The organism is Eubacterium segne, assembly GCF_014287775.1.
Taxonomy (GTDB): domain Bacteria; phylum Bacillota; class Clostridia; order Lachnospirales; family Lachnospiraceae; genus Eubacterium_G; species Eubacterium_G segne.
In genome coordinates this window covers 257,161-279,361 of sequence record NZ_JACOOZ010000002.1, presented here as the reverse complement: position 1 = coordinate 279,361, position 22,201 = coordinate 257,161, and the positions used below count along the sequence as shown (strand labels likewise).

Below are 22,201 nucleotides of genomic sequence, written 5' to 3'. Positions count from 1 at the left end.
TATCATATGGTTAGCCATATTGAGATTCTAAGTGCGATGAAGATGAGGAGCAAAGAAATTCTATGGAAGAAAAAAAGTATTTGAAATGGTATAACAAAATTGGATACGGATCAGGTGATATTGCAGGTAATGTAGTCTATGCGTTCCTGACATCTTTTATGATGGTCTATCTGACGGACTCGGTAGGACTGGCTTCAGGTGTCGTAGGTACCCTGATTGCCGTATCAAAACTATTTGATGGTTTCACGGATATATTTTTTGGATCAATGATTGACAAAACACACAGTAAAATGGGAAAAGCGAAGCCATGGATGCTATACGGATATATTGGTTGCGCCATTACGCTGATCTGCTGCTTTACAGTACCGGTCAGTTTGGGAACAACGGCTAAATATGCATGGTTCTTTATTTCATATACACTGTTAAATGGCGTGTTTTATACAGCAAACAATATTGCTTACTCGGCACTTACGTCACTGATTACAAAGAACAGCAAAGAGCGTGTGCAGATGGGATCTTATCGTTTTATTTTTGCGTTTTCAACAAGTCTTCTGATTCAGGCAATTACAGTTGGATTTGTAGATAAATGTGGTGGGGATGCTGCAGCATGGAGAACGGTTGCTATTATCTATGCAATCATTGGTCTGGTCGTAAATACGATTTCAGCACTTTCTGTTAAGGAACTTCCTGAGGAAGAACTTAACGAAGGAGAAGTAAAGGATGATAATGAAAAGTACGGAATGGTACAGGCATTCAAGCTTCTTGTTAAAAACAAATATTATATGATGATTTGTGGAACATATATTTTACAGCAGTTATATGGTGCCATGATTGGAGCTGGCATTTATTACATGACATGGGTACTGAAAAATAAGAATTTGTTTGGACAATTTGCATGGGCAGTAAATATTCCACTGATTATTGCCCTGATTTTTACACCGACATTAGTTGGTAAGTGGAAAGGCATGTATAAACTGAACTTAAGAGGTTATGTCTTAGCAGTCATCGGTAGAGCACTTGTTGTTGTTGCCGGATATATGGGTAGTGTTCCGCTGATGATGGCGTTTACAGCTCTTGCAGCCTTAGGTCAGGGACCATGGCAGGGAGATATGAATGCTGTTATTGCATCCTGCTGTGAATACACTTATCTTACACAGGGAAAGAGAATTGATGGAACGATGTACTCTTGTACTTCTCTTGGTGTAAAAATTGGTGGAGGTATTGGAACCGCTGTTGTTGGATGGATGCTTGAGCTCAGTGGATATGTCGGAAAAAATGCAACTCAGCCACAGTCTGCACTTGATATGATGCAGTTTATGTATCTTTGGCTTCCGTTAATCATTGATGTATTGATTATGTTTGCACTTTCAAGAATGAATGTAGAAGATGCAAATAAAAAACTGAAAGCAGAAAAAGAAATTGCTGCAGATGAAGTAACAGATGCATCAGACATAAATTAGAATTGACAGGAGAAAGCGTTGTCTGGTCGTTGCTCGATGAGACAGTGCTTTTTTCTATATATAAAGTGATAGAACTGTATTTTGAAAATAAAAAAGGACCACTTCATTTTTGTGAAATGGCCTTAAGAAAATATTCAGTTTTCACAAAATAGTCCTTTTAGTATTTATACATGGTAAGGATGCTCAAAATATTCAGTGTAGAATACTAAAAGGTCATTCAGATATTTTTTTAGGTTGCTCATTTGCAAGTCCTCCTTTCCTTATTTACAAGTTGATTATAAGATAGGTGTAAAAGGATTGCTTGCCAAATCGAAAGAAGATATAGACAAATGTTGCAAAGGGGAGTATTTCATGCAGTTAAAATATGTTGACACAAAAGAGGAGATTATAGCAATAAATAGGAAGTCAAAACATATTGAACCACATCTTCATAATGCACTGGAGATCGTTTGTGTAACAAGTGGATCATTAGAACTTGGTGTCGGACAGGAACTATACCATATGGAAAAAGGAGATATAGGCTTTGTATTTCCAGATGTTATTCATCACTATCAGGTACTGACACCCGGTGTAAATAAAGCGACTTATCTGATTGCATCGCCATTTACGATAGCCAAATTTGCAGATATCATGCAATCCATGGCTCCTGAATACCCAATCATCAAAGCGAAAAAGGTTGAACCGGAGGTATATAGGGTTATAAATGCAATTTTAGAGACAGAACAGTCGGATATTATTGTTGCACAGGCATATCTTCAAATTGTGTTGGCACGCTGCATAGGAAAATTAAATTTGGTAGAAAAGAGAAATGTGGGGAGCAACGATCTTATTTACCAGACAGTTTCCTATATATCAGCAAATTTTAAGAAGAAATTTTCGCTGGAAGAGATGGCAAAAGATCTGGGGGTGAGCAAATATGTTTTATCCAGACTCTTTTCCAAGACATTCCATAGAAACTTTAATCAATATCTTAACGATGCAAGGCTGAACTATGCATGCCATCGTTTGGAAAATACGAGTGATTCTATTACAAACATTTGTCTGGATAGTGGATTTGAAAGTCAGAGAACATTTAACCGAGTATTTAAAGAAAGATATAAAATATCACCGAGTGATTATCGGAGTATTTGTGTGAAAGAGATGTTATCATGAAAAGGACGGAATCGGGGAGGGAGGCAGCACAAGCCAGTTCTCTCCGGTAATGACATTCAAACTTTGGGAAAAGTTTTTCAACAATTTTCTGAAAGTATCGGAAAGCATGGAAGTTGATGGAAAGAGAACTTTTGGATATGATGAACCAATAATTTATAAGCGTGTATAATCAAAGGTCTGCATATTTGGATGAACTTCAGTTTGTAGAGGACTCGATGAATTTGCGTAATATTGGGCGTTACATGAATGTTAATTTAAGGAAATAATATGGTAAGCAAAAGCGGAATAACTTTTCAAATCGTTCTATTGTTGCGTAGGTTATTAGCACTTAGAAGATGAAACATCTTAATTGAAGAATATTTAGGGGCTAATGGAAAATTAAATGTTGAATATCTGGTGCTATGTCAAGATTTAGCACAAAATAAAATGAGAAGTTCTGTCAGCTAAGCAGCCGGAAGAGATTTAGCACTCTCGTACAATTTTTCAAATTCGTCAGGAGACATATAATCACAATGACTATGAATTCTGACAGTGTTATAAAAGGTTTCAATGCATTCAAAAATTAGGTTGTATGCGTGTCTGTAATTCTTAATGTTAAAACGGTTAAGCCATTCCCTTTTTATGAGTGAATGGAAGGATTCAATACAGGCATTGTCATAAGGATAACCTTTATGTGAATAACTGCGTTGCATGTTTTTGGTGGCTTCACGCCATGCCTGTGACACATACTGGCTTCCGTGGTCAGTATGTATTATTAATGGTAAATCAGTGTTACGCATTGCCTTGGCTTTTTCAATTGTTTTTATTACAGTGGAAACTTCCATTGTGTCGGCAAGAGTCCATGCAATTATCTTTCCAGCAAACAGATCCATTACACAGTTAAGGTACACAAAGCCGTCATTGTTACGGTATTGTGACTCCCATCTGGCAAGGGTGCTAATGCCGATGCCCAGGTTCCTGGCACATTGAAGTTGTGTGAGATCAGGATGCTCCTTGCGATAATTAATGGCATCCAGTTTGAATTGCTTGGTATGTTGTTTTCTTGGCATAATGAGTACATCCTTTTGGTATTATATAATATTTTCAGGGGAATATCTCATTTTGTTTTGTACTATTTATATGCTAGCACTAAACAAGAATAGATATTCATGCGATAAATACTGGTAAAAAAGAGTAAAAGTTGTTTTTTAGAAAATAAATATTCATTAGAAAATAAATTTTTTCAATGAATATTTAGAAAAAAAGTGGTAAAATAAGCAACGGTGTTATTAAAAAACAAAAGAAGAAAGGATGGAGAATATGAGAAACAAAATCAAACAGATTTTAACTGTGTGTTTTGTTATTGCCGCAATGGCAGTTGTATGGAATGCACCTGTTTGGGCAGACATAGCAACACAGGCGGAATTAACTGGCACACAGGAAGACATTGAACTTAACAAAGAAGTTACAATTAATTGGGAAAAGAATGGTGGTGAAGTTGATTACTATTTCACACCAACAGAAAACAAGAGATATTTATTTGTGTTAACAGATAATGACGACAGATTACCAGGTTTATATCAGGGAGATGACAAGTTAAGTTGGTTTAGTTATTATTCAACAGTAGATGGAAAGATGTATCTTCAGACACCTGTGTTAGAAGCAGGAACAAAATATGATATTTATTTTACATCACGTGAAGGTGAAACAGAAATTCAGTTTGGCTTCTACGATGATATCTGGCATGGAGCAGAAGAAATTGACAATGCTGCAACAGGCATAATGAAAAAAGGATATACTGAGGATGGAACAGATTATTCACGCGCTAAAATTTATAAAATAACAGTTCCGGAAGATGGAGCATACGAATACAGAGTATCAGGATTAAACCCTACAGGTATTGCAGATGACGACTATGATTTTGATGTGGATATTTATGATGAAGATGGATATTGGCATAGTAATCAGGACAGTGTACCTAACTGGGGTGGCAGTAGTGATGCATGTGCATTTGCCAACTTAGAAGCAGGAAAAACTTATTATCTTGTTTTGGCAAACTTTTCAGTTAACAATGCATATGAGTATACATTATCGAGAACAAATTTAAGCATAGAATTAAATAGTGAAAAAACGTTAAATTGGAATGAAATAGGAGATTATTTCTATTATCATTTTATACCGGAAAAAACACAGTCATATCTTTTTACAGTTTCTGACAATGGTGATAGAGTTCCACAAATTGGAAGAACTGATGAAACATGGAAAAATATGATGTATGATGTAGATGGCAAAATTAGATTGGTAACACCAGTATTAGAAGCAGGAAAGGAATATACACTTTATGTGCCTATTGCAGCAGGTGAAAATAGCGTACGGGTTGGTTTCTATGATAATTTATGGACTGGTGTAAATACTCTTGAAACACCTTGTTCAGGTACAATAGGAAAAGGAACGAAAAGATTTGATGGAAAAGCTTGGTATCCAAGTAACAGACTTTACAAAGTAACAGTTCCAACAACTACAAATTATGTATATAAGGTAACTGGTTTCAATAAAGAAAAAGAATATAGTACTTTACTAAGATTTTTAAATGAAGACCTTTCAGAAGTTGAAGGACAAAGAGAAATAAATGACATCGAGCTTACCGGTTCAATTTATACAACAGTAAAATTAGAAGCAGGAAAGACATACTATTTGCGATTTTCAAATTACACGCTAGATAGTGGAGTTAATTACAAAATAGTTACTAATACTCTTAATATTGAGAACGCAAAAAATTTAGGTGAAAGCGCAGAAGGAAAGTTAAGTGCTTCAAGTGACACAACATACAAATTTGTTGCCACAGAAGATAAGGTATATAACTTCACAGATACAAAAGTATCAGAAGATGTAAAAGAGTTTTCAATATATGATAATGATTTAAATAATATATCTACTGATAGTATTAAAAAATCAAAAGTAACATACAATGAAAATAATGAACCTAAAGTAGATTATGTTACTTACAAGATTTATCTTAAAAAAGGAACATATTACATTAATCTTAATAACACTTCTGATAAAGAAACAGAATATAATATTAAAGTAGAAAATGAGGAACTCGTTGATATAGACAGCATTAATTTAGATTCTAATTACATTGAAATTGAAGAAGGTGTAAAGAAAGCTGTTAAGTACACTATAAATCCTGATAATGCTACATTTACAAGTGTTGATTGGAAAGTTTCAGACACTAGCATTGTATCACTTGGATATGTAGGTAATGTTATGAATATTGAAGCTTTAAAAGAAGGCGAATGTGATATTACAGTAACAGCTAAAAATGGCAAAAAAGCAGTTTGTCATATTGTTGTAAAAAAAGCCGGGGACCATAAGTATGACAGCACAATTGAAAAAGCTAGTACATCTAAGGATGGAAAGATAATTGATAAATGTAGCCGTTGTGGAAATGTAAAAGTTGCACAGGTTATTTCACATCCAACAAAGGTAGTTTTAAATAAAAGCAATTTTGTTTATGATGGCAAGGTTAAGACACCAACAGTTACTATTACAAGTGCAGATGGCAAAACAGTTGATTCTGCTAATTATGATATTTCATATGCTAATGGCAGAAAAGATGCAGGAACATATGATGTGAAAGTTACTTTTAAGGGCAACTACACAGGAAGCTTAACAACTAAGTTTACAATAGCAAAGGCTAACCAGAGTTTAAAAATTAAATTACCTAAGAAGAAAATGAAGGTTGGTGCAAAGGCTAAAATTAAAATAACAGCTAACAAAGGTCATGGAAAAGTTACATACAAAGTATCTAACAAGAAGATTGCAAAAATCAAGAAAGGTAAGTTAGTAGCCCTTAAAAAGGGAAAAGTTAAATTAACAGTAACTTTAAAGGCAACTAAGAACTACAAGCAGAAGAAAGTTACAATAATAATAAAAGTTAAATAGTAATTTAAAGGATGCCACCTTTCAACACAATTAGTTGACAGGTGGTATTTTTGGTTTAAAACCAATACCCCCCCTGCTATGCAGGGGTGTTCCCAGTGAGCTTTAGCTTCAAGTAAAAACCTCCTTTGATATAATAAGTATAGGTTCGCCAACTATATAAAAAATCAAAGGAGGTATCCAAATGGACAAAAACAGTTTAGCACATACTAGATGGGAAGGTAAGTACCAAAGGTGGTTGTGGGGTGACTATTTCAAGTCAGTCAGGCTTGAGAATGCATCAGCTTACACAGGAGGAAGATGCGGCATTGGCAACAACATCTTGCTTCTATGGTCCGTTAAAGCCGGAAAAATAGGATAAAGGGTTAAAGATTGTCATGTAGTATATTTGGGGAAAACGTGATATTATTATTTCAAATGTAACAGGGACCGGTTTAAATTTAAATAATGATTAAATGGAGAGTTAGAAAATTATGTGGAAGATAAAGCATATATTTGATGGTGAATACGGATGTGAGGAAAGAATCGGGAATCAAAAGCCGAAGGTATCAGTTACCATAACTAACAATAATGATGAAAAAGTTATTCTATCGGTGGAAGACCAGTGGTTGAGGGATAATAATTTAGATGAAGGCGATGAGTGGCCTTTAGAGGTCGAAGGGAATGTAGGTCTTGATTAAGATGGAGATTATGATAACAGACTAAGACAAGGAGAAAAATTGGTGAGAGAAGAATTAATTAAGAACATTGAGCAGGGGTTGGAAGTGGCATATATAAATGGAACATTTCATCTTTCAATGGATTGCTTTTGGAGTGAGATTATATCAGGAAAACTTGTGCTTAAAGAACATGAGGATGCAAGGTGGCTAACAAGAGAAAAGTTAGATGATGTTCAGTGGCTGCCTGCGGATATTACACTTATTGAAAAGTTGAAAAGAAATTTATAATAAAATATTTAACCGTTAAATATCTGTCTTTAAGAGAGTTGCAAGTAAGCTCTTTAACAGTTGGTAAATTATAAAAATTTTTTGATATATAAGAATACTAATTATCATCTAGGAGAATAAGCATGAAATGGAATTCAAATTTATATGACAAAAAGCACGATTTCGTAGCTGAATATGGGAAGGGATTGCTGGATGTTGTACCTGAAAATCCGAATCAAAAATATTAGATTTAGGATGTGGCACAGGTACACTTACTACGCAATTAACTAATTTCGCAGGGACAGTTATAGGTGTTGACAGCTCTTATGATATGATAGAAAAGGCGAGAAGCCAATTTAATAATATTGAATTTATTGTGGGTGATGCTCTTAATTTACCCTTTGAAAATGAATTTGATATTGTTTTTTCAGATGCCGTGTTTCATTGGATTGAAAATCATGATTTGTTGCTAAAAAATATACATAGGGCTTTAAAAGATAATGATTTTAGAATTGATAGGGTATATGCATACGACAGACCTACCGTATTAAAAGACGAAAAACAGGGATTGGCAAATTGGATGAAACAGTTTTTTGTGTCTGAATTAGAGCAAAGGTCAAAAGAGAATTAGGAGCAGATTCAGGAGAAAATTGAAAAGCATTATCCGTCTGAGCAAAGAGAAGAAATATGGACAAGTATTCAATTAAAATATATTGAAAACTACATTAGAAAATAATGAAAAATAACGGACTTTACGCAAAACTTGTAAACTTGCAGAAAGCTTCGGCAGAGTGGGGAATTAAGTAAATTAAATAAAATGCATAATGCCACTAAGATTAAAATCCTGGTGGCATTTTTGTACGGAAAAAATTATAATACTATAAAAAAATGGCGATTAACCTAATGTTATGGTATATTAAAAGGCAGATGGTGTTGGCAAAACAACAGTTTCATTATTTAAAATTATATAAAGCTTATGGAGGTTAAAAAGATGGGAATTAATTCAATAGATGCAGAGGATGATCAGTTTGCATATCGTTATGACACACAATTATTAATTGACAGACGTGATGAGGATTTAGACGAGGATGAAATTGCGGATTACATAACAGAGCATTTTGAAGGAAATAGTCTGATTGCTGCCGGGGATGAAGATTTGGTGAAAATACATTTTCATACAAATGAACCATGGAAAATTTTGGAGTATTGTAATCAGGTAGGAGAAATCTACGATATTGTTGTTGAAGATATGATTAGACAATCAAATGGACTTCAAGGTTAAATTAAAAACAGATAGTTAATTATATTGTGGGACTATTTTTCAATTTAGTTTAGGAGCTTACGATATGAATGATATAGAAAATAAATTTTTTGAAAAATACAAGGAATTGGACAGTTTATGCAAGGATGTGTTAAACAGCAATCAAGGTGTGACACAGTACATATGTGAGATGGAAAAGACATCTGGCAGGGGAAGATACTATGTTCACTCATGGGATTATGATTACAAAATGCTTAAACACGTCAGATGGGTTAGAAATAATATTGCACATAATAATGGTGGTTCAGAATGCAGTGAAAATGATATTAAGTATGTAAAAGATTTTTATCAAAGAATTATGCAACAAAAAGACCCATTTTCAATAATATACCAAAGACAAAATGAAATAAAAAAACGTACAGTTAAGCAAAGTGAAATAAAACCAAATCCATACATAAATAACAGGAAAACCACTAATAAAAATAGAGGATATACAAGGCTGGCGGTGGGAATATTCATTGTTATTATAGTAGTTTTATTGATGATAATGTCACGGTTACTTGGTAATTTATGAGATAGGAAATGAAAATATGGAATTAGTATATAAAAAGGCTACAATAAAGGATATTGAAATTTTAACTAAATCACGTGTTCAGGTATTAATAGCAGCTAATAAATTGCCTGAAAATACTAACATGGAAAATGTTAAAGAAAAGTCATACGAATACTATAGGGAAGCATTAAAAGATGGTTCACATACAGCATATCTGGTGTTTGATGGCGAAATTTTAGTTGGAACGGGAGGAGTTAGTTATTATAGAGTAATGCCAACCTATCATAATCAAGATGGGAGAAAGGCATATATAATGAATATGTACACGAAACCTGAATATAGAAGAAAGGGTATTGCAAAAAAAACACTTGATCTACTTGTTAAGGAAGCAAAGTCTAGGGGAATACAGGACATTTTGCTTGAAGCAACAGACATGGGGAGGCTATTATATAAAAAGTACGGTTTTGTAAAAATGGACAATGAAATGGAACTAATAAATTTTGATGATTAAATAAGAGAAGTACAATTGGTGATTTTATAGTTTGGGTAAGTTTAAAAAAGTAAAAGAGGTAGAAATGTGGGTACAAAAAAGGACATAGCATATTATCACCTGCCGGGATTGTTTGAATTTTATGAACTATATCGGGTATTTTTACCGCTATTTCAGGAACATAGAGAATATTTTTATGATTGGTGTGACATAGGCTCAATATACGGTGCACCGGCAGATTGCCTTTGGGGTGGAGGACGGGCAGGATTCGGAGATGCAAATCCGGGAGAAGTATTGAGGTTAATGCAGGAATATGGAATATCGGCACGTTTGACTTTTAGCAATTCATTACTTCAGGAAAAACATCTTTCGGATTACAGGAGCAATAAACTTTGTGCTCAATTTGAGAAGGGGGAACAAGTGCCAAATGGTGTTATAGTTCATTCAGATTTATTACTACATTACATACAGGAAAAATACCCCAATTTCTATTTTGTTTCGTCCACCACCAAGGTGTTGACGGATTTTGACGAATTTTTAAGGGAAGTAAATAGAGAGGATTTTCTTTATGTTGTGCCTGATTTCCGCTTAAATAAGGCAATTGACAGATTTGATTTACTGTCAGAAAACAGAAGGATAAGGTGGAATTTCTTTGCAATGAATGTTGTTGGTTTGATTGCAAAGACAGGAAAAGTTGTTACGAAGCTGTTAGCAGGAAGAATTTAGGAGAATCCGGTTATGAGCATTACTGCAAATCTCCTGAAGCAAAATATGGATATCGCTTTTCTAAAGCAATGGAGAATCCGGGATTTATTGGAATTGATGATATAAAAAATGTCTACATGCCAATGGGATTTTCAAATTTTAAAATTGAAGGGCGAAGTCTTGGAAGTGCACTAATTCTTGAATTTTTACTATATTACATGACAAAACCTGAATATCAGATTCATGTAAGAGAAAAAATATATTTAGATAATATGTTGGATTTGTTTTAAATACAGCGACAATTAGCCAATCATTGAAACGAGGGGCAATATTGTATTACAAGAGGAGATGTAAGGATGATAAAAAGTCAAAATTACATTTTGGATTTTACACATGTTTATAAAGATGAAGATATAGAAAAAATTGATGATATTAACTGGATTGACTGCTCAGACATAGAAGGCTGTGATTTATATTGCTCTGGTTTGGCACGGGAGGAGATTAAAAAAAGAACCGAAAAATATGGAATTTATGGAATCCATTTTATTGATTCAGGTAATTATCATTATGTGACAAAAATACTGACAGATAGGATAGATTCTAAGTTTTCACTGGTTTTGTACGACCATCATACGGATATGCAAAAGCCGCTAATAGAAGGCATGACCAGTTGTGGCGACTGGGCAGCGCAGGTTATTATGGAAAATAAAAATCTGGTTCAGCTGATTTTAGTAGGTGCCGCTAATGAAGATATTAGTCAAATTGATGTTACAAATAAGGAAAAACTGGTGACTTTTTCTGTAGAAGAATTGCGAAACGGAACCGGAAAGGAAAAGCTTGAAGATATTATAACAGATGTGCCATTTTACATTTCCATAGATAAGGATATTTTGGATAGGCGCTACATCGAAACTAATTGGAGTCAGGGGCATATGCCTCTTGGAATGCTGGATCATCTGTTAGAATTTTTCCTTAAGGATAAAAAAATACTGGGAATTGACATATGTGGTGAATGTCAGGTGGGATTGCCCTTTCCGGAATATATAGAGGCGGAAGAAAAAAACTCAAAAACTAATATACAATTATTTGAATACATAAAGAAATACAGAAAGGATTTGTAATATTAGACAAGGGACTTAACAATGTCAACTACTCACAACCTAAAGGTAGTAGATTTCTGTTTATGAAAATGAAAGGATTTTATTTATGAATAAAAAAACAGTCATAGACAAAGTGCAAAACAAACTTTTTGAAATGCAGGACTTAAAATATCGTGATTTCCATGCCAAACTGATTCCAACAATGGATAAGGAAAAGATTATTGGAGTTCGGATTCCTGCTCTTAGAAAATTTGCCAAAGAGTTTGGAAAAACAGGAGAATCCAAGGAGTTTTTGAAGATTTTGCCACATAAATATTATGAGGAAAATAATCTTCATGGACTTTTATTAGAACAAATGAAGGACTATGAGGGATATATTGAAAAAGTGAAGCAATTTCTACCATTTATAGATAATTGGGCAACTTGTGATATGTTTGGGGCAAAAGTAGCTAAGAAGCATTTGGATATATTCATTAAAGAAGTATATGAATTTATAGATTCAGATAATACATACACTATAAGATTTGGTATAAGCATGCTTATGAAACATTATTTAGAAGATGAATTTAAGTTGGAGTATCCACAAAAAGTAGCTGAGGTTTCATCTAATGAATATTACGTCAATATGATGAGGGCCTGGTATTTTGCCACGGCTCTGGCAAAGCAATATGACAGCATAATTCCCTTCATTCAAGAAAAGCGTTTAGATGTATGGACACACAATAAGGCAATACAAAAATCAATAGAAAGTTATAGAATAACACCAGAACAAAAGGGGTATTTAAGAACTTTGAAAATAAAGTAAAATTAGCAAAGTAAGTAAAACGATGCTACTTTGATTCTTAAATGGAATCAAAGTAGCATCGTTTTTACGTATCTCTAAATTTTTATCCATCCAAATGCGTTGGCAATGGAACTTAAAAGTATAATTACTGCAAATATCGGGCAAAGATATTTAATCATAAAATTAAATATTTTTCTACGTCTGAAAGTGCTTTCGCCACGAAGAACTTCGGCTTCTACGGTTTTTAATCCAATAACCTTTGATACAAGAATACATGTAGCAAATGCAGCAATAGGCATCATCACAGAGTTAGTTAAAAAGTCAAAGAAATCCAAAAACTGCATTCCGATAATTTTAACCCATGATAGTGGACCATAACCGAAACATGAAAGGCTTCCAAGAGCAATCATAATGAAGCCAAGTATAACAGTTGATTTTTTTCTGTGCCAGCCAAATTCATCTTCAAAAGTAGAAACGGCACTTTCCGTTAAAGCAATGGAGCTTGTCAGAGCGGCAAACAGCACTAAGGTAAAAAACAGTATTCCTACAACGGTGCTTAACCCCATACTGTCAAACATTTTTGGAAGTGTTATAAACATAAGTGACGGCCCTGACTGTAGGGCATCCGGGTCACCGCCTGAAAACGCAAACACCGCAGGAATAATCATAAGACCTGCCATAATTGCTATAGCTGTGTCAAAAAATTCTACATTTCTGGTAGAGTTTTCAATTGAAACATCCCTTTTCATGTATGAACCAAATGTAATTAAGATACCCATGGCAATTGATAAAGAATAAAACATCTGTCCCATTGCAGCAACAACGGTCATCCATGAAAAGTTCTTAAAGTTTGGAACAAGGAAATACTTCACTCCTGCTAATGCACCGGGACGGGTTACAGAGTAAACGGCAATTATAATTGATAAAACAATTAATATAGGCATCATAAATTTTGAAACACGTTCAATGCCATTTCTAACCCCGGCATATATAACAATCAGTGTCAGCAATGTAAATATAATAAAGCATATTTCAGCTGAAAATCCACCGGAAATAAAATCCGTAAAATAACTGTCTCCCGCTAAAAGTTTGCTGTCACCTACAATATATTCAGCCAGATATTTAATTACCCAGCCACCGATAACTGAATAGTAGGGAACAATCAATATAGGGATAATAGCATTAATCCATCCTCCAAATTTTGAAAAAGGGGATTTGCTGAAAAATTTAAAAGCACCAACAGGACTTTTTTTAGTCATTCGTCCAATAGATGTTTCAGCAACAATCATTGTGTAACCAAAGGTAAGAGCCAGAATAATATAAATTAAAAGGAAGATTCCACCACCATATTTTGCCGCTAAATATGGGAATCTCCAAATATTTCCCAGTCCTACGGAAGCCCCGGCTGCCGACAATACAAAACCCAGTCTGCCGGAGAAGGAACTTCTTTTTTCATTATGTTCTTTCATATAATTTTACCTCTCATAATTATTCGCAACGTATTCAATGAGCATAACATATAGAAGAGAAAAACACAATAAATTTGCCCGGAGAAAATCAAAAGAAACATCAATACAATGTGAAAAAAATATCAAGGATAGGATAAGTGTAAAATATTGTAAAAATATGTTATAATCAGTAGGTTGAAAAATATAGAAAATGGAGAGAAAAAATGAAATTATTGTTTAAACAGAGAATTTTTTCGTGGATTGATTCCTATGACATATATGATGAAAATGGAAATACAGTTTATATCGTAAAGGGACAAATATCTTTTGGACACCGTCTGAAAATTTATGATGCAGCAAATAATGAAATAGGAACATTAAAGGAGCGGGTTTTAACGTGGCTTCCGATTTTTGATATATATGAAGGGGAAAACAAGATTGGCAGTATAAGTAAAGAAATGACACTTTTCAAACCAAAGTATGATATTGATTTTAACGGTTGGCATGTGGAAGGAAACTACATGGAATGGGATTACACAATAACCGATAGAAACGGAGGCACTGTGGCAACCGTTTCTAAAGAACTATTTAAATTATCCGATACATATGTACTTGATATTGTAAATCCACAGGATGCACTACATGTTTTGATGTTTGTATTGGCAATCGACGCAGAAAAATGTTCAAGAGATTAAAAGGTTAGGATTCTTTTATGGTAATAATGGTGTGGAAAGCCATTTTACTTTCGTCGAAATACATTTTAATATTTCCATTGTAACGGTCTATTACACGGTTAATGCTTTTGACACCAAAACCGTGATTTTTAGACCCCTTCTTGGTGGTAACAGGTCGCCCGTTTTTATCAAAAGTAGGAACAACCCTACATGTGTTAATAATGTTGATTACAGTGAGAGATGAGTTTGGCTCAAAACTTACGCTCATTTCTATATACGAATCCGGTATGTCACTACATGCCTCTACGGCATTATCTAAAAGGTTACAAAAGAGAGAAGTTAATTCTTCATATTTTAAATTTTGTAATAATTTTTTCCTTATATCAACTTTAAAAGAAATATGCTTATCGCGGCAGATTTTCATATAATGACATAATATGGAGTTAAGAACTTCATTATCTGACACATGAACCGAGTCTTTCAGGTCTGATGAATTTAACAGACTTTCAAGGTATCGGCTTATTTTTTCTCTATTATTCTCATCGTTAAGGCGGTTTATTGTCTGTAAATGATTTTTTATATCGTGAATCAGAATTTGTTGATTTTCATTTTGATTAAATAATGATTTATAATATTCTGTCATATCATATTCTTTTTGCAGCTGAATTTGAAGCTGGGTGGATTCACTGCTTTTGTCAATTGTATAGTGATAAATATAAAAGATTAAAATATTAATTCCTAATAGAAGAAACGTACAGGAAAACAGCATATATTTAAAATGCTCAGGCATATTTTTACTAAGAATAATGGCAACTAAGGTTGATATTATATAAAGCGAAATAAGAGGAATGACGTTAAGTAATGCAGTGGGGATACTAAATGAGTCATTTCTTTCTTTTGAACCGTGCATAAATACAACTATAAGTCTGAGCATAATAAAGTATGTTATTTTACATAAAAGGGCAACAACACACAAATACACTATATGGGAATCAGAGTAGAGAAAGTCTATGCTGATAAGGGATTTTAACTGTAAAATAACTACCTCACTAAGAGTCATAATACAGGTCATTGTTAAGGCATTAAATAATGCAGAGTGCCATTTAGCATCATAAAGGAAGAAAATTAAAATAAAGTTTATAAGTACGAATAATGCAATATTAATATAGAAAATCATGGCAAGGGAAATAAAGAAAAGACAGACATATCCCATAGCAATAAAGAGACATTCCACCTTCTTTGAATATTTAGGATTAAATAAGTGGTTGCAATACCATCCAAAAATAATTGCTTCTATAATATATACAAATATGTAAAGAACTGTTACAGCCAATGTGGTTACCTCGTACTTTCTAAATATAGTAAATATGCATCCTTAAATCCGGTATATTTCCTTCGGGTTAAATATGCCTTAAAGCGGTCATTACACAAGTGAATTAAAGTATGGTCAAAATTAGATACATACTTCAGATTTATAATGAAGCTTCGATGGGAAGCAAAAAAACAGGGCATTTTTAATACTTCTAACCAATGTCTCATGCTATGTATTGACTCGTAATCCTGTTTTAGTGTATGAATAATGGTTTTGTGACCGTGAGTTTCTGCAAATACAATGTCTGATGCGGGTACCGTATAAACTCCGTTTTTTGTTTCAATTGGAATTTTGGTGACAGTTGTATTGTATAACTCAATGGCATCTTTCAGGTTTCTGAATAACCGGTTAGGGTCAACAGGTTTTGAAAGATAGCGGAACACGTGAAAACGCATGGCATCATCTAAATATTCCGAGTAAGAAGTTACAATAAAAATAATTATGTTGGGATTTTTGTTTTTTAATTCATTTCCAACGTATATTCCATTAAGCCCCGGCATTTCAATATCGAGAAAAACAATATCTTTATCCATTGAGTCTGCCAGCAAGTCCTCTCCGTTATCATATATAACAATTTCTGGAAGCTTTAGGAAATTATTTTGGAAAAAAAGATTTAATGTATCATTTAATTGTTCTGCAATTTCTAAGTCATCATCACATATTAAAATACGCATGGTAACCCCCCTTTTATCATAAATTATAAAACTGAAAACATTATACTATAAAAAAATGATAAAGGACAGATAACAAGCATAAAAAGACAAAATTCGACCTTTTTTGGTAGGGTGCTAAACCCTGTAAAGAGTTTAAAACTACCAAAAAGTGGTAAAAAATGTCTTTTCGTGCTTAGGGTATCGATTTTTTGAAAAGAATAATGTATTATAACTCCATAAATCAGGAAAGGGGGAATTAGATATGGAAAGAAAGAATATGGTAAAGCCATCAGCAAAGCTTGTTGAAAAAACACTTAACAGAATGCTTAAGGTTGATGCTAATTCTACATCATGTGCATTGATTTATCAGCCAAAGGCTCCAAAAGAGTTAGAACGCTTTAGAGGTGAAAAATAATGAAATACTTATCAAAGCATGTGGCAACATGGTTAATACGCTGCGGGGCAATAGATGAGATGGATCGGGAACTATATGAGTATGCAGTATATAGCTTGATTTTTTTAATAGCGCCATTAGCAATAATTTTGACATTTGGAATTATGATGGACAGGGTATTGGAAAGCATTATAATCATAATACCATTTATGTGTGTCAGAAAATTTAGTGGTGGATTCCACGCTAAGCATGTTTGGGTATGCATCCTTTGTTCATGCAGTGTATTATTTATGTGTGTTTACATGGTTACAAATATTAAATATATTTTTGTACTTAATATTTGTGTAGTGTTAGCTGTGACCAGCCTGATTATATTAAGCCCTATTGATTCAGAAAGCAGAAAGCTGGATGAAGGGGAGATTGTAAGGTACAAAAAAGTTACAGCTGCCATATCATTAGTGTTTGGGGGACTCTATTGTGTATGTTTACTTACAGATAATATAACATATGCTATTTGCATAGCAGAAGGAATTATGTTACCGGCATGTTTGCAAATACCTTGTATATTGCTAAAACTAAAGAGTAAAGAAAAATTGGGGGAAAGTTATAATTGAAAAATACTAAAAATCCGTTGCTAAAACAACGGATTTTTTTCTGCTGATAGTATATATTAAAGATAAATAATTCAAACTAATACAGGAAAGGAAGTTAATATATATGAGCAGAATTAATGAAAAATCAGGTATAAGCAAATCCACAGAGAGAATTAAAGAATATTTAATAAGGTTAAATAAAGGGGAAAGTTTAGAAAGCGTCAGGGCGGACTTTGTAAAGGAATTTAAGGAAGTGAATGCTTCTGAAATAATGCTTGCTGAACAAAGATTATTAAGAGATGGAACACCGTTAGAGGAAGTGCAGAAATTATGCGATGTTCATTCAGCATTGTTTCATGGAAAAACAAGAGAGGAAAGAATTGCCAATACAGAAAAGGCTGTAGGGGAATCAATGAAAAATCAGAGAATGGCGGCGGCAGCAGAATTAATTGCAATTCCGGGACATCCGCTTGAAACATTTACTGAGGAAAATGAAAAGTTACAAAAAATTATTGATGAATGTAGGGATAAAATAAAAATAGGAAAAATTAATTCCGATTTATTGCAGGAACTTAGACAACTTTCAATTCACTATGCTAAAAAAGGGGACTTGCTTTATCCACATTTGAAAGTTAAATATGAAATCAGTGGCCCATCAGATGTAATGTGGACTGTAGATGATGAAATAAGGGATGAATTATCTGTATTAGCACAATCAAATACAGGTGACGAAAAATGGATAAAGAAATTTGAAGCACTTTTGACAAGGGCAGAAGAGATGATTTATAAGGAGGCAAACATACTCTTTCCTAATTGTGCGTTAAATTTTACTGAGGAAGAATGGCATGGAATTTATGTGGATTCAAAGGATTATCCGGAATGCTTTGGAGTAACCGGTAAAATATGGAAAGACGGAGAAAAGTCAGTCAAAGAAGAGAAAACTGCATTTAGTGAAGAAAAAATAATTATGGCAGGAGGAAGCTTTACTTTACAGCAAGTAGAGGCTATGCTTAATACAATACCTCTTGAAATAACATTTATTGATGATGAAAATATTAACAGATATTTTAATGATGGACCGAAAGTATTTAAGCGTCCTAAAATGGCAATAGGAAGGGAGGTATTTTCCTGCCATCCGCCGAAAATTGAACAGCGTGTCAGGGGCATTATTGATGAGTTCAGGGCAGGAAAGCTTGACAAAGTACCTGTGTGGATGGAGAAAAACGGAAAAACCATGTTAGTAACTTATATGGCGGTAAGAAATAAAGATAATGAATATCTTGGAACAATGGAATTGGTTCAGGATATGGAATTTGCAAAAGAACACTTTGCTAAATAGTTTGTAAAACCGGAAGGAGTCATATGTCACTTCCGGTTTTTGTTTCATTGTTAAATAACATATGCTAAGATATAGCATAAATATTATATGGGAGGAAACAAATGAACGAAGTTCATTTCTTGTTAATGTTTCCGACGAAGTGCCGCTGACCGAAGGGAGGGGGCAACACATATTAGACAGGGAGGAAACAAATGAAGGAAAGAAAGATAAATTTAATAATTAATGTAATATGTTTTCTGATGATTGCAGCTTACGCAATATATATTATAGTTGAATGGAAAAATATACCGGGAACGGTTCCAACTCATTTTAATGCTGCCGGGAAACCTGATAATTATGGCAGTAAGGCAAGCCTGATTGTTGAACCTATAATTGCATTACTACTTATGGGACTGTTTATTTTTATAGAAAAATTCCCACAGGCATGGAATTTTCCGGTTAAAGTTACTGAAGAAAATAAGGAACGTCTGTATGGGTGTGGGCTTAAAATAATTGGAGCAATAAAAATTTTAGCAGTTAGTGTATGCATTTATGGGGGACTGAGTTCAGCTTCAAATAATCAGCTTCCGGGCTGGCCGGTATTGGCTGTTATAGTAGCAATGTTTGTGGTTGTTATAGTGGGGATTATTTATACAATCAGGAATAAGTAAAAATCTATGTTATTAGTGTGTTGGTTAATGAGTTTTACGACTATTGTTCCTTTGATGAGGCGTGTGATTTTTATAAGCGGTATACAGGTAGCAATATAAAAATAAATAAAACTGCTCAAACAATTTCAGTGTCGGGGTATGATGTTAGAAAAGATAAATTTATAGAAAATTATATTACAATGGATTGGAAAAATAAATTGTACATATATAAAAATCAAGATGGGAAAGATATTGTTTTTGACGGGAAATAAAAGTTACAAGCCGGGATTTATTCCCTGCTTGTAGTCTTTGCCGTAATGTATCACTTTATAAGATACTCATAAACCATTCCACTGTTTCAGGAGTTGGTGAAAAATTCTACGCTTTTTTGCTTTACAACGAACCTTGCAGCACCGTACAGAGAAATGCTCAGTCAGAGAAAATCCATTCATATAACAGATAAAGAGACAAATGTTACATATTATTTAATTAGTAATAAGGGATTTTACAATATGATTTAAGGAGTGGTAAAGGTATTTGTTTTATGTGAGAATCTGGGAGGAGAGTTTGTAAATAACATTGAAACAGTTGAAAGCAGATATTTTGCAAAAGAGGAAATACCGGATAACTTAGCAGAAGAAAAAGTAAATCGTCAACAGATACTAATGTGTTTTGAAGCAAATGAAACTGCTTACTGGACAACAAAGTTTGATTAATGGTACTATATAGGCAAAGAAAAAACTCCTGATAGAATATGATTAATTAAAGGAGAAAAGAAAGAGAGGAAAAATATGAATCCATTAGAGTTAATGAAAGCAAAGGGAATGATACAGGACTTTGGACAAAGACATCCAATGATTCCAAAATTTTTCAAGCGTGCCAGTCTTGAAATAAAGGAAGGTACAATAATAGAAATGGTGGTTACTGCACCGGATGGAGAACCTATAAAGACTAATTTCAGAGTGCAGGCGGAAGATTTGGAACTTTTAAATAGTTTAAAGGGTATTAGTTAGTTTTAAAGGAGGAGAGTCATGAATAAAAAGTTTATATTTAAAGCAATGACAATTTGGGCTTTATGTGTTGTAATGTCAACACCGGTTGTGGCTGCCACTAAAAATGATAACAGGGAAGCGGTGACAACTGCCACAAAAAAGTCAGATGAGTTGTCGGGGAAACTGGTTACCAAAAAGGGAAAAACATATTATGTGGTAAAAGGTAAAAAGGTCAAAAATAAGGTTATTACCATTAAAAAAAGCAGATATTTATTTGATGAAAATGGTGTAATGGTTAAAGGATGGGCAAAATATAATAAACATTTTTATTTCTTTGGACGTTCAAATGGTAAACAACTTAAAAACAGAACTATTGACGGAATAAGAATTTGCAAAAACGGCAGAGCAAAAATAACAAAACTTAATGCTCAAAAAATTAAAACTATGATTAGAGCAAGAAAAATGGTGGATAAAATATGCAAGTCAACAGATTCAAAAGAAGTGAAATTAAGAAAATGCTTTGACTGGATTTCTGACATACCTTATAAAAGATATCGTTTTCTAAATAAGATATATAAAGAGAAAGGATGGGAATCTACATTTGCCAATGATATTTTTATAAAGGGTGAAGGCTGTTGCGTTTCCCAGTCATCAGCACTGGCATTTATGGTACATGAATGTGGGTACAAAAATGTTTATGTAGTTCACGACACAGGACATGCATGGATGGAACTAAAGGGCAGGGTTTATGATGCTTTGTTTGCAAAGGCTAAGGACTATGAAAAATATTATAATCTTCCATATAAAGATTATGGCTGCCATATAGTAGATAAAAGAAAAATATAGAATACATAAAAGGGTTTCACTCTAAACTGAGTGGAACCCTTTTCCAATAATTTCGCTGGTATTTGAAATAAGCAGGAAAGCTCCCGGGGAGTTCCCCCTTATGAAATTACGAAGCTTAACCGCTTCACTTGGACTTAAAACCGTAAGAATAATATATTTGTTATCTCCCGTAAATGAACCGGTGGCAGATACCAGTGTGGAATCACGTTTTAGTGTGGTTTCTATGTATTGACAGATAGGTTTGGGGTCAGTGCAGACAACGTGAAAGTATTTTGAACGGTTAAGACTTTCAATAAAGTTGTCAATAAGGGCTGAACGGACAATTAGTCCAAGCATTGAATAGAGACCTGTTTTTACATCAAAAACAAAGAAACCGGCTGCTGTAAATAACATATCAGAGAAAAGGAGTCCTCTTCCGATATTTACGCTGGTATACTTCTTTAAAATCATGGCAATAACATCTGTTCCACCACTTGAAGCCCCGATATTAAATAAAACGGCAGAGCCTAGAGCAGGAAGAAGTATGGCAAAAACCAGTTCCAGCAATGGCTCGTCTGTAAGGGGCTTACTCATAGGAAATATCCTTTCAAGTAAAGACAATGAAATTGAAAGTAAAATAGTGCTGTAAGCAGTTTTAGCTGCAAAATCACGTCCAAGTATTATAAAGCCAATAATAAGTAATAAAATATTGGCAATAAATGAAAAATCACCGGCTGACAGTGGAGTAAACCTGGCAACTAAAACTGCCATACCCGTTATGCCACCAAAAGTAAAATTGTTAGCAAATTTAAAAAAGTAAATGCCTACAGCCATTATTAAAGTGCTTATGGTAAGAAGGCTAAAATTCTTTAATTTAGATTTCATAATAACTCCTGATATAATTTCTAAACACACTAATTGTTATAAAAA

Annotated in this window: 25 protein-coding genes and 1 pseudogene; 21 read left to right on the top strand and 5 right to left on the bottom strand. The window is 33.8% G+C overall.

All coding sequences use genetic code 11. The annotated features are described in order from the left end of the window. Positions 1–62: 62 nt before the first annotated feature. Together H8S00_RS03610 and H8S00_RS03605 are read left to right on the top strand one after the other, a co-directional pair. Positions 63–1,460, top strand: coding sequence for an MFS transporter (locus tag H8S00_RS03610; RefSeq protein WP_118588818.1), 1,398 nt, complete (start codon positions 63–65; stop codon positions 1,458–1,460). 351 nt (positions 1,461–1,811) lie between these two features. Then, the gene (locus H8S00_RS03605; protein WP_118588819.1) at positions 1,812–2,612 is read left to right on the top strand and encodes a helix-turn-helix domain-containing protein; all 801 of its coding nucleotides are present in this window, start codon (positions 1,812–1,814) and stop codon (positions 2,610–2,612) included. Between the two features lie 443 nt (positions 2,613–3,055). On the opposite strand, the gene H8S00_RS03600 is transcribed toward H8S00_RS03605, so the two are convergent. Beyond that, positions 3,056–3,661 carry a DDE-type integrase/transposase/recombinase gene (locus H8S00_RS03600; protein WP_243169545.1) on the bottom strand — a complete coding sequence of 202 codons (606 nt, stop codon included), beginning with the start codon at positions 3,659–3,661 and terminating at the stop codon, positions 3,056–3,058. 250 nt (positions 3,662–3,911) lie between these two features. Between H8S00_RS03600 and H8S00_RS03590 the strand changes: the two genes are divergently transcribed. The 10 genes and pseudogenes from H8S00_RS03590 (at position 3,912) to H8S00_RS03540 (ending at position 12,373) form a co-directional block, all read left to right on the top strand. Next, positions 3,912–6,536 carry an Ig-like domain-containing protein gene (locus tag H8S00_RS03590; protein WP_186840009.1) on the top strand — a complete coding sequence of 875 codons (2,625 nt, stop codon included), beginning with the start codon at positions 3,912–3,914 and terminating at the stop codon, positions 6,534–6,536. 470 nt (positions 6,537–7,006) lie between these two features. Then, the gene (locus tag H8S00_RS03580; RefSeq protein WP_118588822.1) at positions 7,007–7,213 is read left to right on the top strand and encodes a hypothetical protein; all 207 of its coding nucleotides are present in this window, start codon (positions 7,007–7,009) and stop codon (positions 7,211–7,213) included. A gap of 42 nt (positions 7,214–7,255) precedes the next feature. Further along, the gene (locus H8S00_RS03575; RefSeq protein ID WP_366459323.1) at positions 7,256–7,480 is read left to right on the top strand and encodes an NUDIX hydrolase; all 225 of its coding nucleotides are present in this window, start codon (positions 7,256–7,258) and stop codon (positions 7,478–7,480) included. Between the two features lie 220 nt (positions 7,481–7,700). After that, on the top strand, positions 7,701–8,090 hold the full coding sequence (locus tag H8S00_RS13775; RefSeq protein WP_366459394.1) for a class I SAM-dependent methyltransferase: 390 nt from the start codon (positions 7,701–7,703) through the stop codon (positions 8,088–8,090). Between the two features lie 360 nt (positions 8,091–8,450). Then, positions 8,451–8,741: a hypothetical protein gene (locus tag H8S00_RS03565; protein WP_021952586.1), complete on the top strand. Its 291-nt coding sequence runs from the start codon at positions 8,451–8,453 to the stop codon at positions 8,739–8,741. A gap of 64 nt (positions 8,742–8,805) precedes the next feature. After that, a complete protein-coding gene (locus H8S00_RS03560) occupies positions 8,806–9,294 on the top strand; it encodes a DUF6548 family protein (protein ID WP_021952587.1) in 489 nt (162 codons plus the stop codon). Between the two features lie 16 nt (positions 9,295–9,310). Beyond that, the gene (locus H8S00_RS03555) at positions 9,311–9,784 is read left to right on the top strand and encodes a GNAT family N-acetyltransferase (RefSeq protein ID WP_021952588.1); all 474 of its coding nucleotides are present in this window, start codon (positions 9,311–9,313) and stop codon (positions 9,782–9,784) included. Positions 9,785–9,850: 66 nt separating this feature from the next. Continuing rightward, a pseudogene (locus tag H8S00_RS03550) lies at positions 9,851–10,758 on the top strand (hypothetical protein). 66 nt (positions 10,759–10,824) lie between these two features. Beyond that, the gene (locus H8S00_RS03545; protein ID WP_186840008.1) at positions 10,825–11,589 is read left to right on the top strand and encodes an arginase family protein; all 765 of its coding nucleotides are present in this window, start codon (positions 10,825–10,827) and stop codon (positions 11,587–11,589) included. 85 nt (positions 11,590–11,674) lie between these two features. Further along, entirely contained in the window at positions 11,675–12,373 is a 699-nt protein-coding gene (locus H8S00_RS03540) for a DNA alkylation repair protein (RefSeq protein ID WP_186840007.1), read from the top strand. Between the two features lie 74 nt (positions 12,374–12,447). Here H8S00_RS03540 and H8S00_RS03535 read toward each other — a convergent pair whose 3' ends face one another. After that, complete coding sequence (locus tag H8S00_RS03535) at positions 12,448–13,821, bottom strand: sodium-dependent transporter (RefSeq protein ID WP_186840006.1); 1,374 nt, start codon at positions 13,819–13,821, stop codon at positions 12,448–12,450. Positions 13,822–14,024: 203 nt separating this feature from the next. On the opposite strand from H8S00_RS03535, the gene H8S00_RS03530 reads away from it, so the two are divergent. Continuing rightward, positions 14,025–14,495: an LURP-one-related/scramblase family protein gene (locus H8S00_RS03530; protein WP_186840005.1), complete on the top strand. Its 471-nt coding sequence runs from the start codon at positions 14,025–14,027 to the stop codon at positions 14,493–14,495. A gap of 4 nt (positions 14,496–14,499) precedes the next feature. Here H8S00_RS03530 and H8S00_RS03525 read toward each other — a convergent pair whose 3' ends face one another. Then, positions 14,500–15,807, bottom strand: coding sequence for a sensor histidine kinase (locus H8S00_RS03525; RefSeq protein WP_186840004.1), 1,308 nt, complete (start codon positions 15,805–15,807; stop codon positions 14,500–14,502). Positions 15,808–15,812: 5 nt separating this feature from the next. Further along, positions 15,813–16,520, bottom strand: a complete 708-nt coding sequence (locus H8S00_RS03520) for a LytR/AlgR family response regulator transcription factor (RefSeq protein ID WP_186840003.1) — start codon at positions 16,518–16,520, stop codon at positions 15,813–15,815. 241 nt (positions 16,521–16,761) lie between these two features. Here H8S00_RS03520 and H8S00_RS03515 point away from each other — a divergent pair, with 241 nt between their 5' ends. From H8S00_RS03515 to H8S00_RS03480, 8 genes are all read left to right on the top strand, one after another. Continuing rightward, the gene (locus tag H8S00_RS03515; protein WP_021952596.1) at positions 16,762–16,914 is read left to right on the top strand and encodes a cyclic lactone autoinducer peptide; all 153 of its coding nucleotides are present in this window, start codon (positions 16,762–16,764) and stop codon (positions 16,912–16,914) included. Further along, on the top strand, positions 16,914–17,507 hold the full coding sequence (locus H8S00_RS03510; protein WP_186840002.1) for an accessory gene regulator B family protein: 594 nt from the start codon (positions 16,914–16,916) through the stop codon (positions 17,505–17,507). The genes H8S00_RS03515 and H8S00_RS03510 overlap by 1 nt, the downstream gene beginning before the upstream one ends. Positions 17,508–17,610: 103 nt before the next feature. After that, positions 17,611–18,825, top strand: coding sequence for a DUF438 domain-containing protein (locus H8S00_RS03505; RefSeq protein WP_186840001.1), 1,215 nt, complete (start codon positions 17,611–17,613; stop codon positions 18,823–18,825). A gap of 191 nt (positions 18,826–19,016) precedes the next feature. Next, positions 19,017–19,475, top strand: coding sequence for a DUF1648 domain-containing protein (locus H8S00_RS03500; protein WP_118588832.1), 459 nt, complete (start codon positions 19,017–19,019; stop codon positions 19,473–19,475). Positions 19,476–19,495: 20 nt separating this feature from the next. Beyond that, complete coding sequence (locus H8S00_RS03495; RefSeq protein ID WP_186840000.1) at positions 19,496–19,726, top strand: hypothetical protein; 231 nt, start codon at positions 19,496–19,498, stop codon at positions 19,724–19,726. A gap of 252 nt (positions 19,727–19,978) precedes the next feature. After that, positions 19,979–20,170 (top strand): NUDIX hydrolase, encoded by a 192-nt coding sequence (locus H8S00_RS03490; RefSeq protein WP_118588834.1) that lies wholly within the window; start codon positions 19,979–19,981, stop codon positions 20,168–20,170. Between the two features lie 75 nt (positions 20,171–20,245). Further along, positions 20,246–20,467 (top strand): hypothetical protein, encoded by a 222-nt coding sequence (locus tag H8S00_RS03485; protein WP_021952610.1) that lies wholly within the window; start codon positions 20,246–20,248, stop codon positions 20,465–20,467. An 18-nt stretch (positions 20,468–20,485) separates the two neighbouring features. Further along, a complete protein-coding gene (locus H8S00_RS03480) occupies positions 20,486–21,292 on the top strand; it encodes a hypothetical protein (protein ID WP_118588835.1) in 807 nt (268 codons plus the stop codon). A 21-nt stretch (positions 21,293–21,313) separates the two neighbouring features. Here the strand turns inward: H8S00_RS03480 and H8S00_RS03475 are convergent, their stop codons facing one another. Beyond that, positions 21,314–22,156 (bottom strand): YitT family protein, encoded by an 843-nt coding sequence (locus tag H8S00_RS03475; RefSeq protein WP_186839999.1) that lies wholly within the window; start codon positions 22,154–22,156, stop codon positions 21,314–21,316. Positions 22,157–22,201 lie beyond the last annotated feature (45 nt).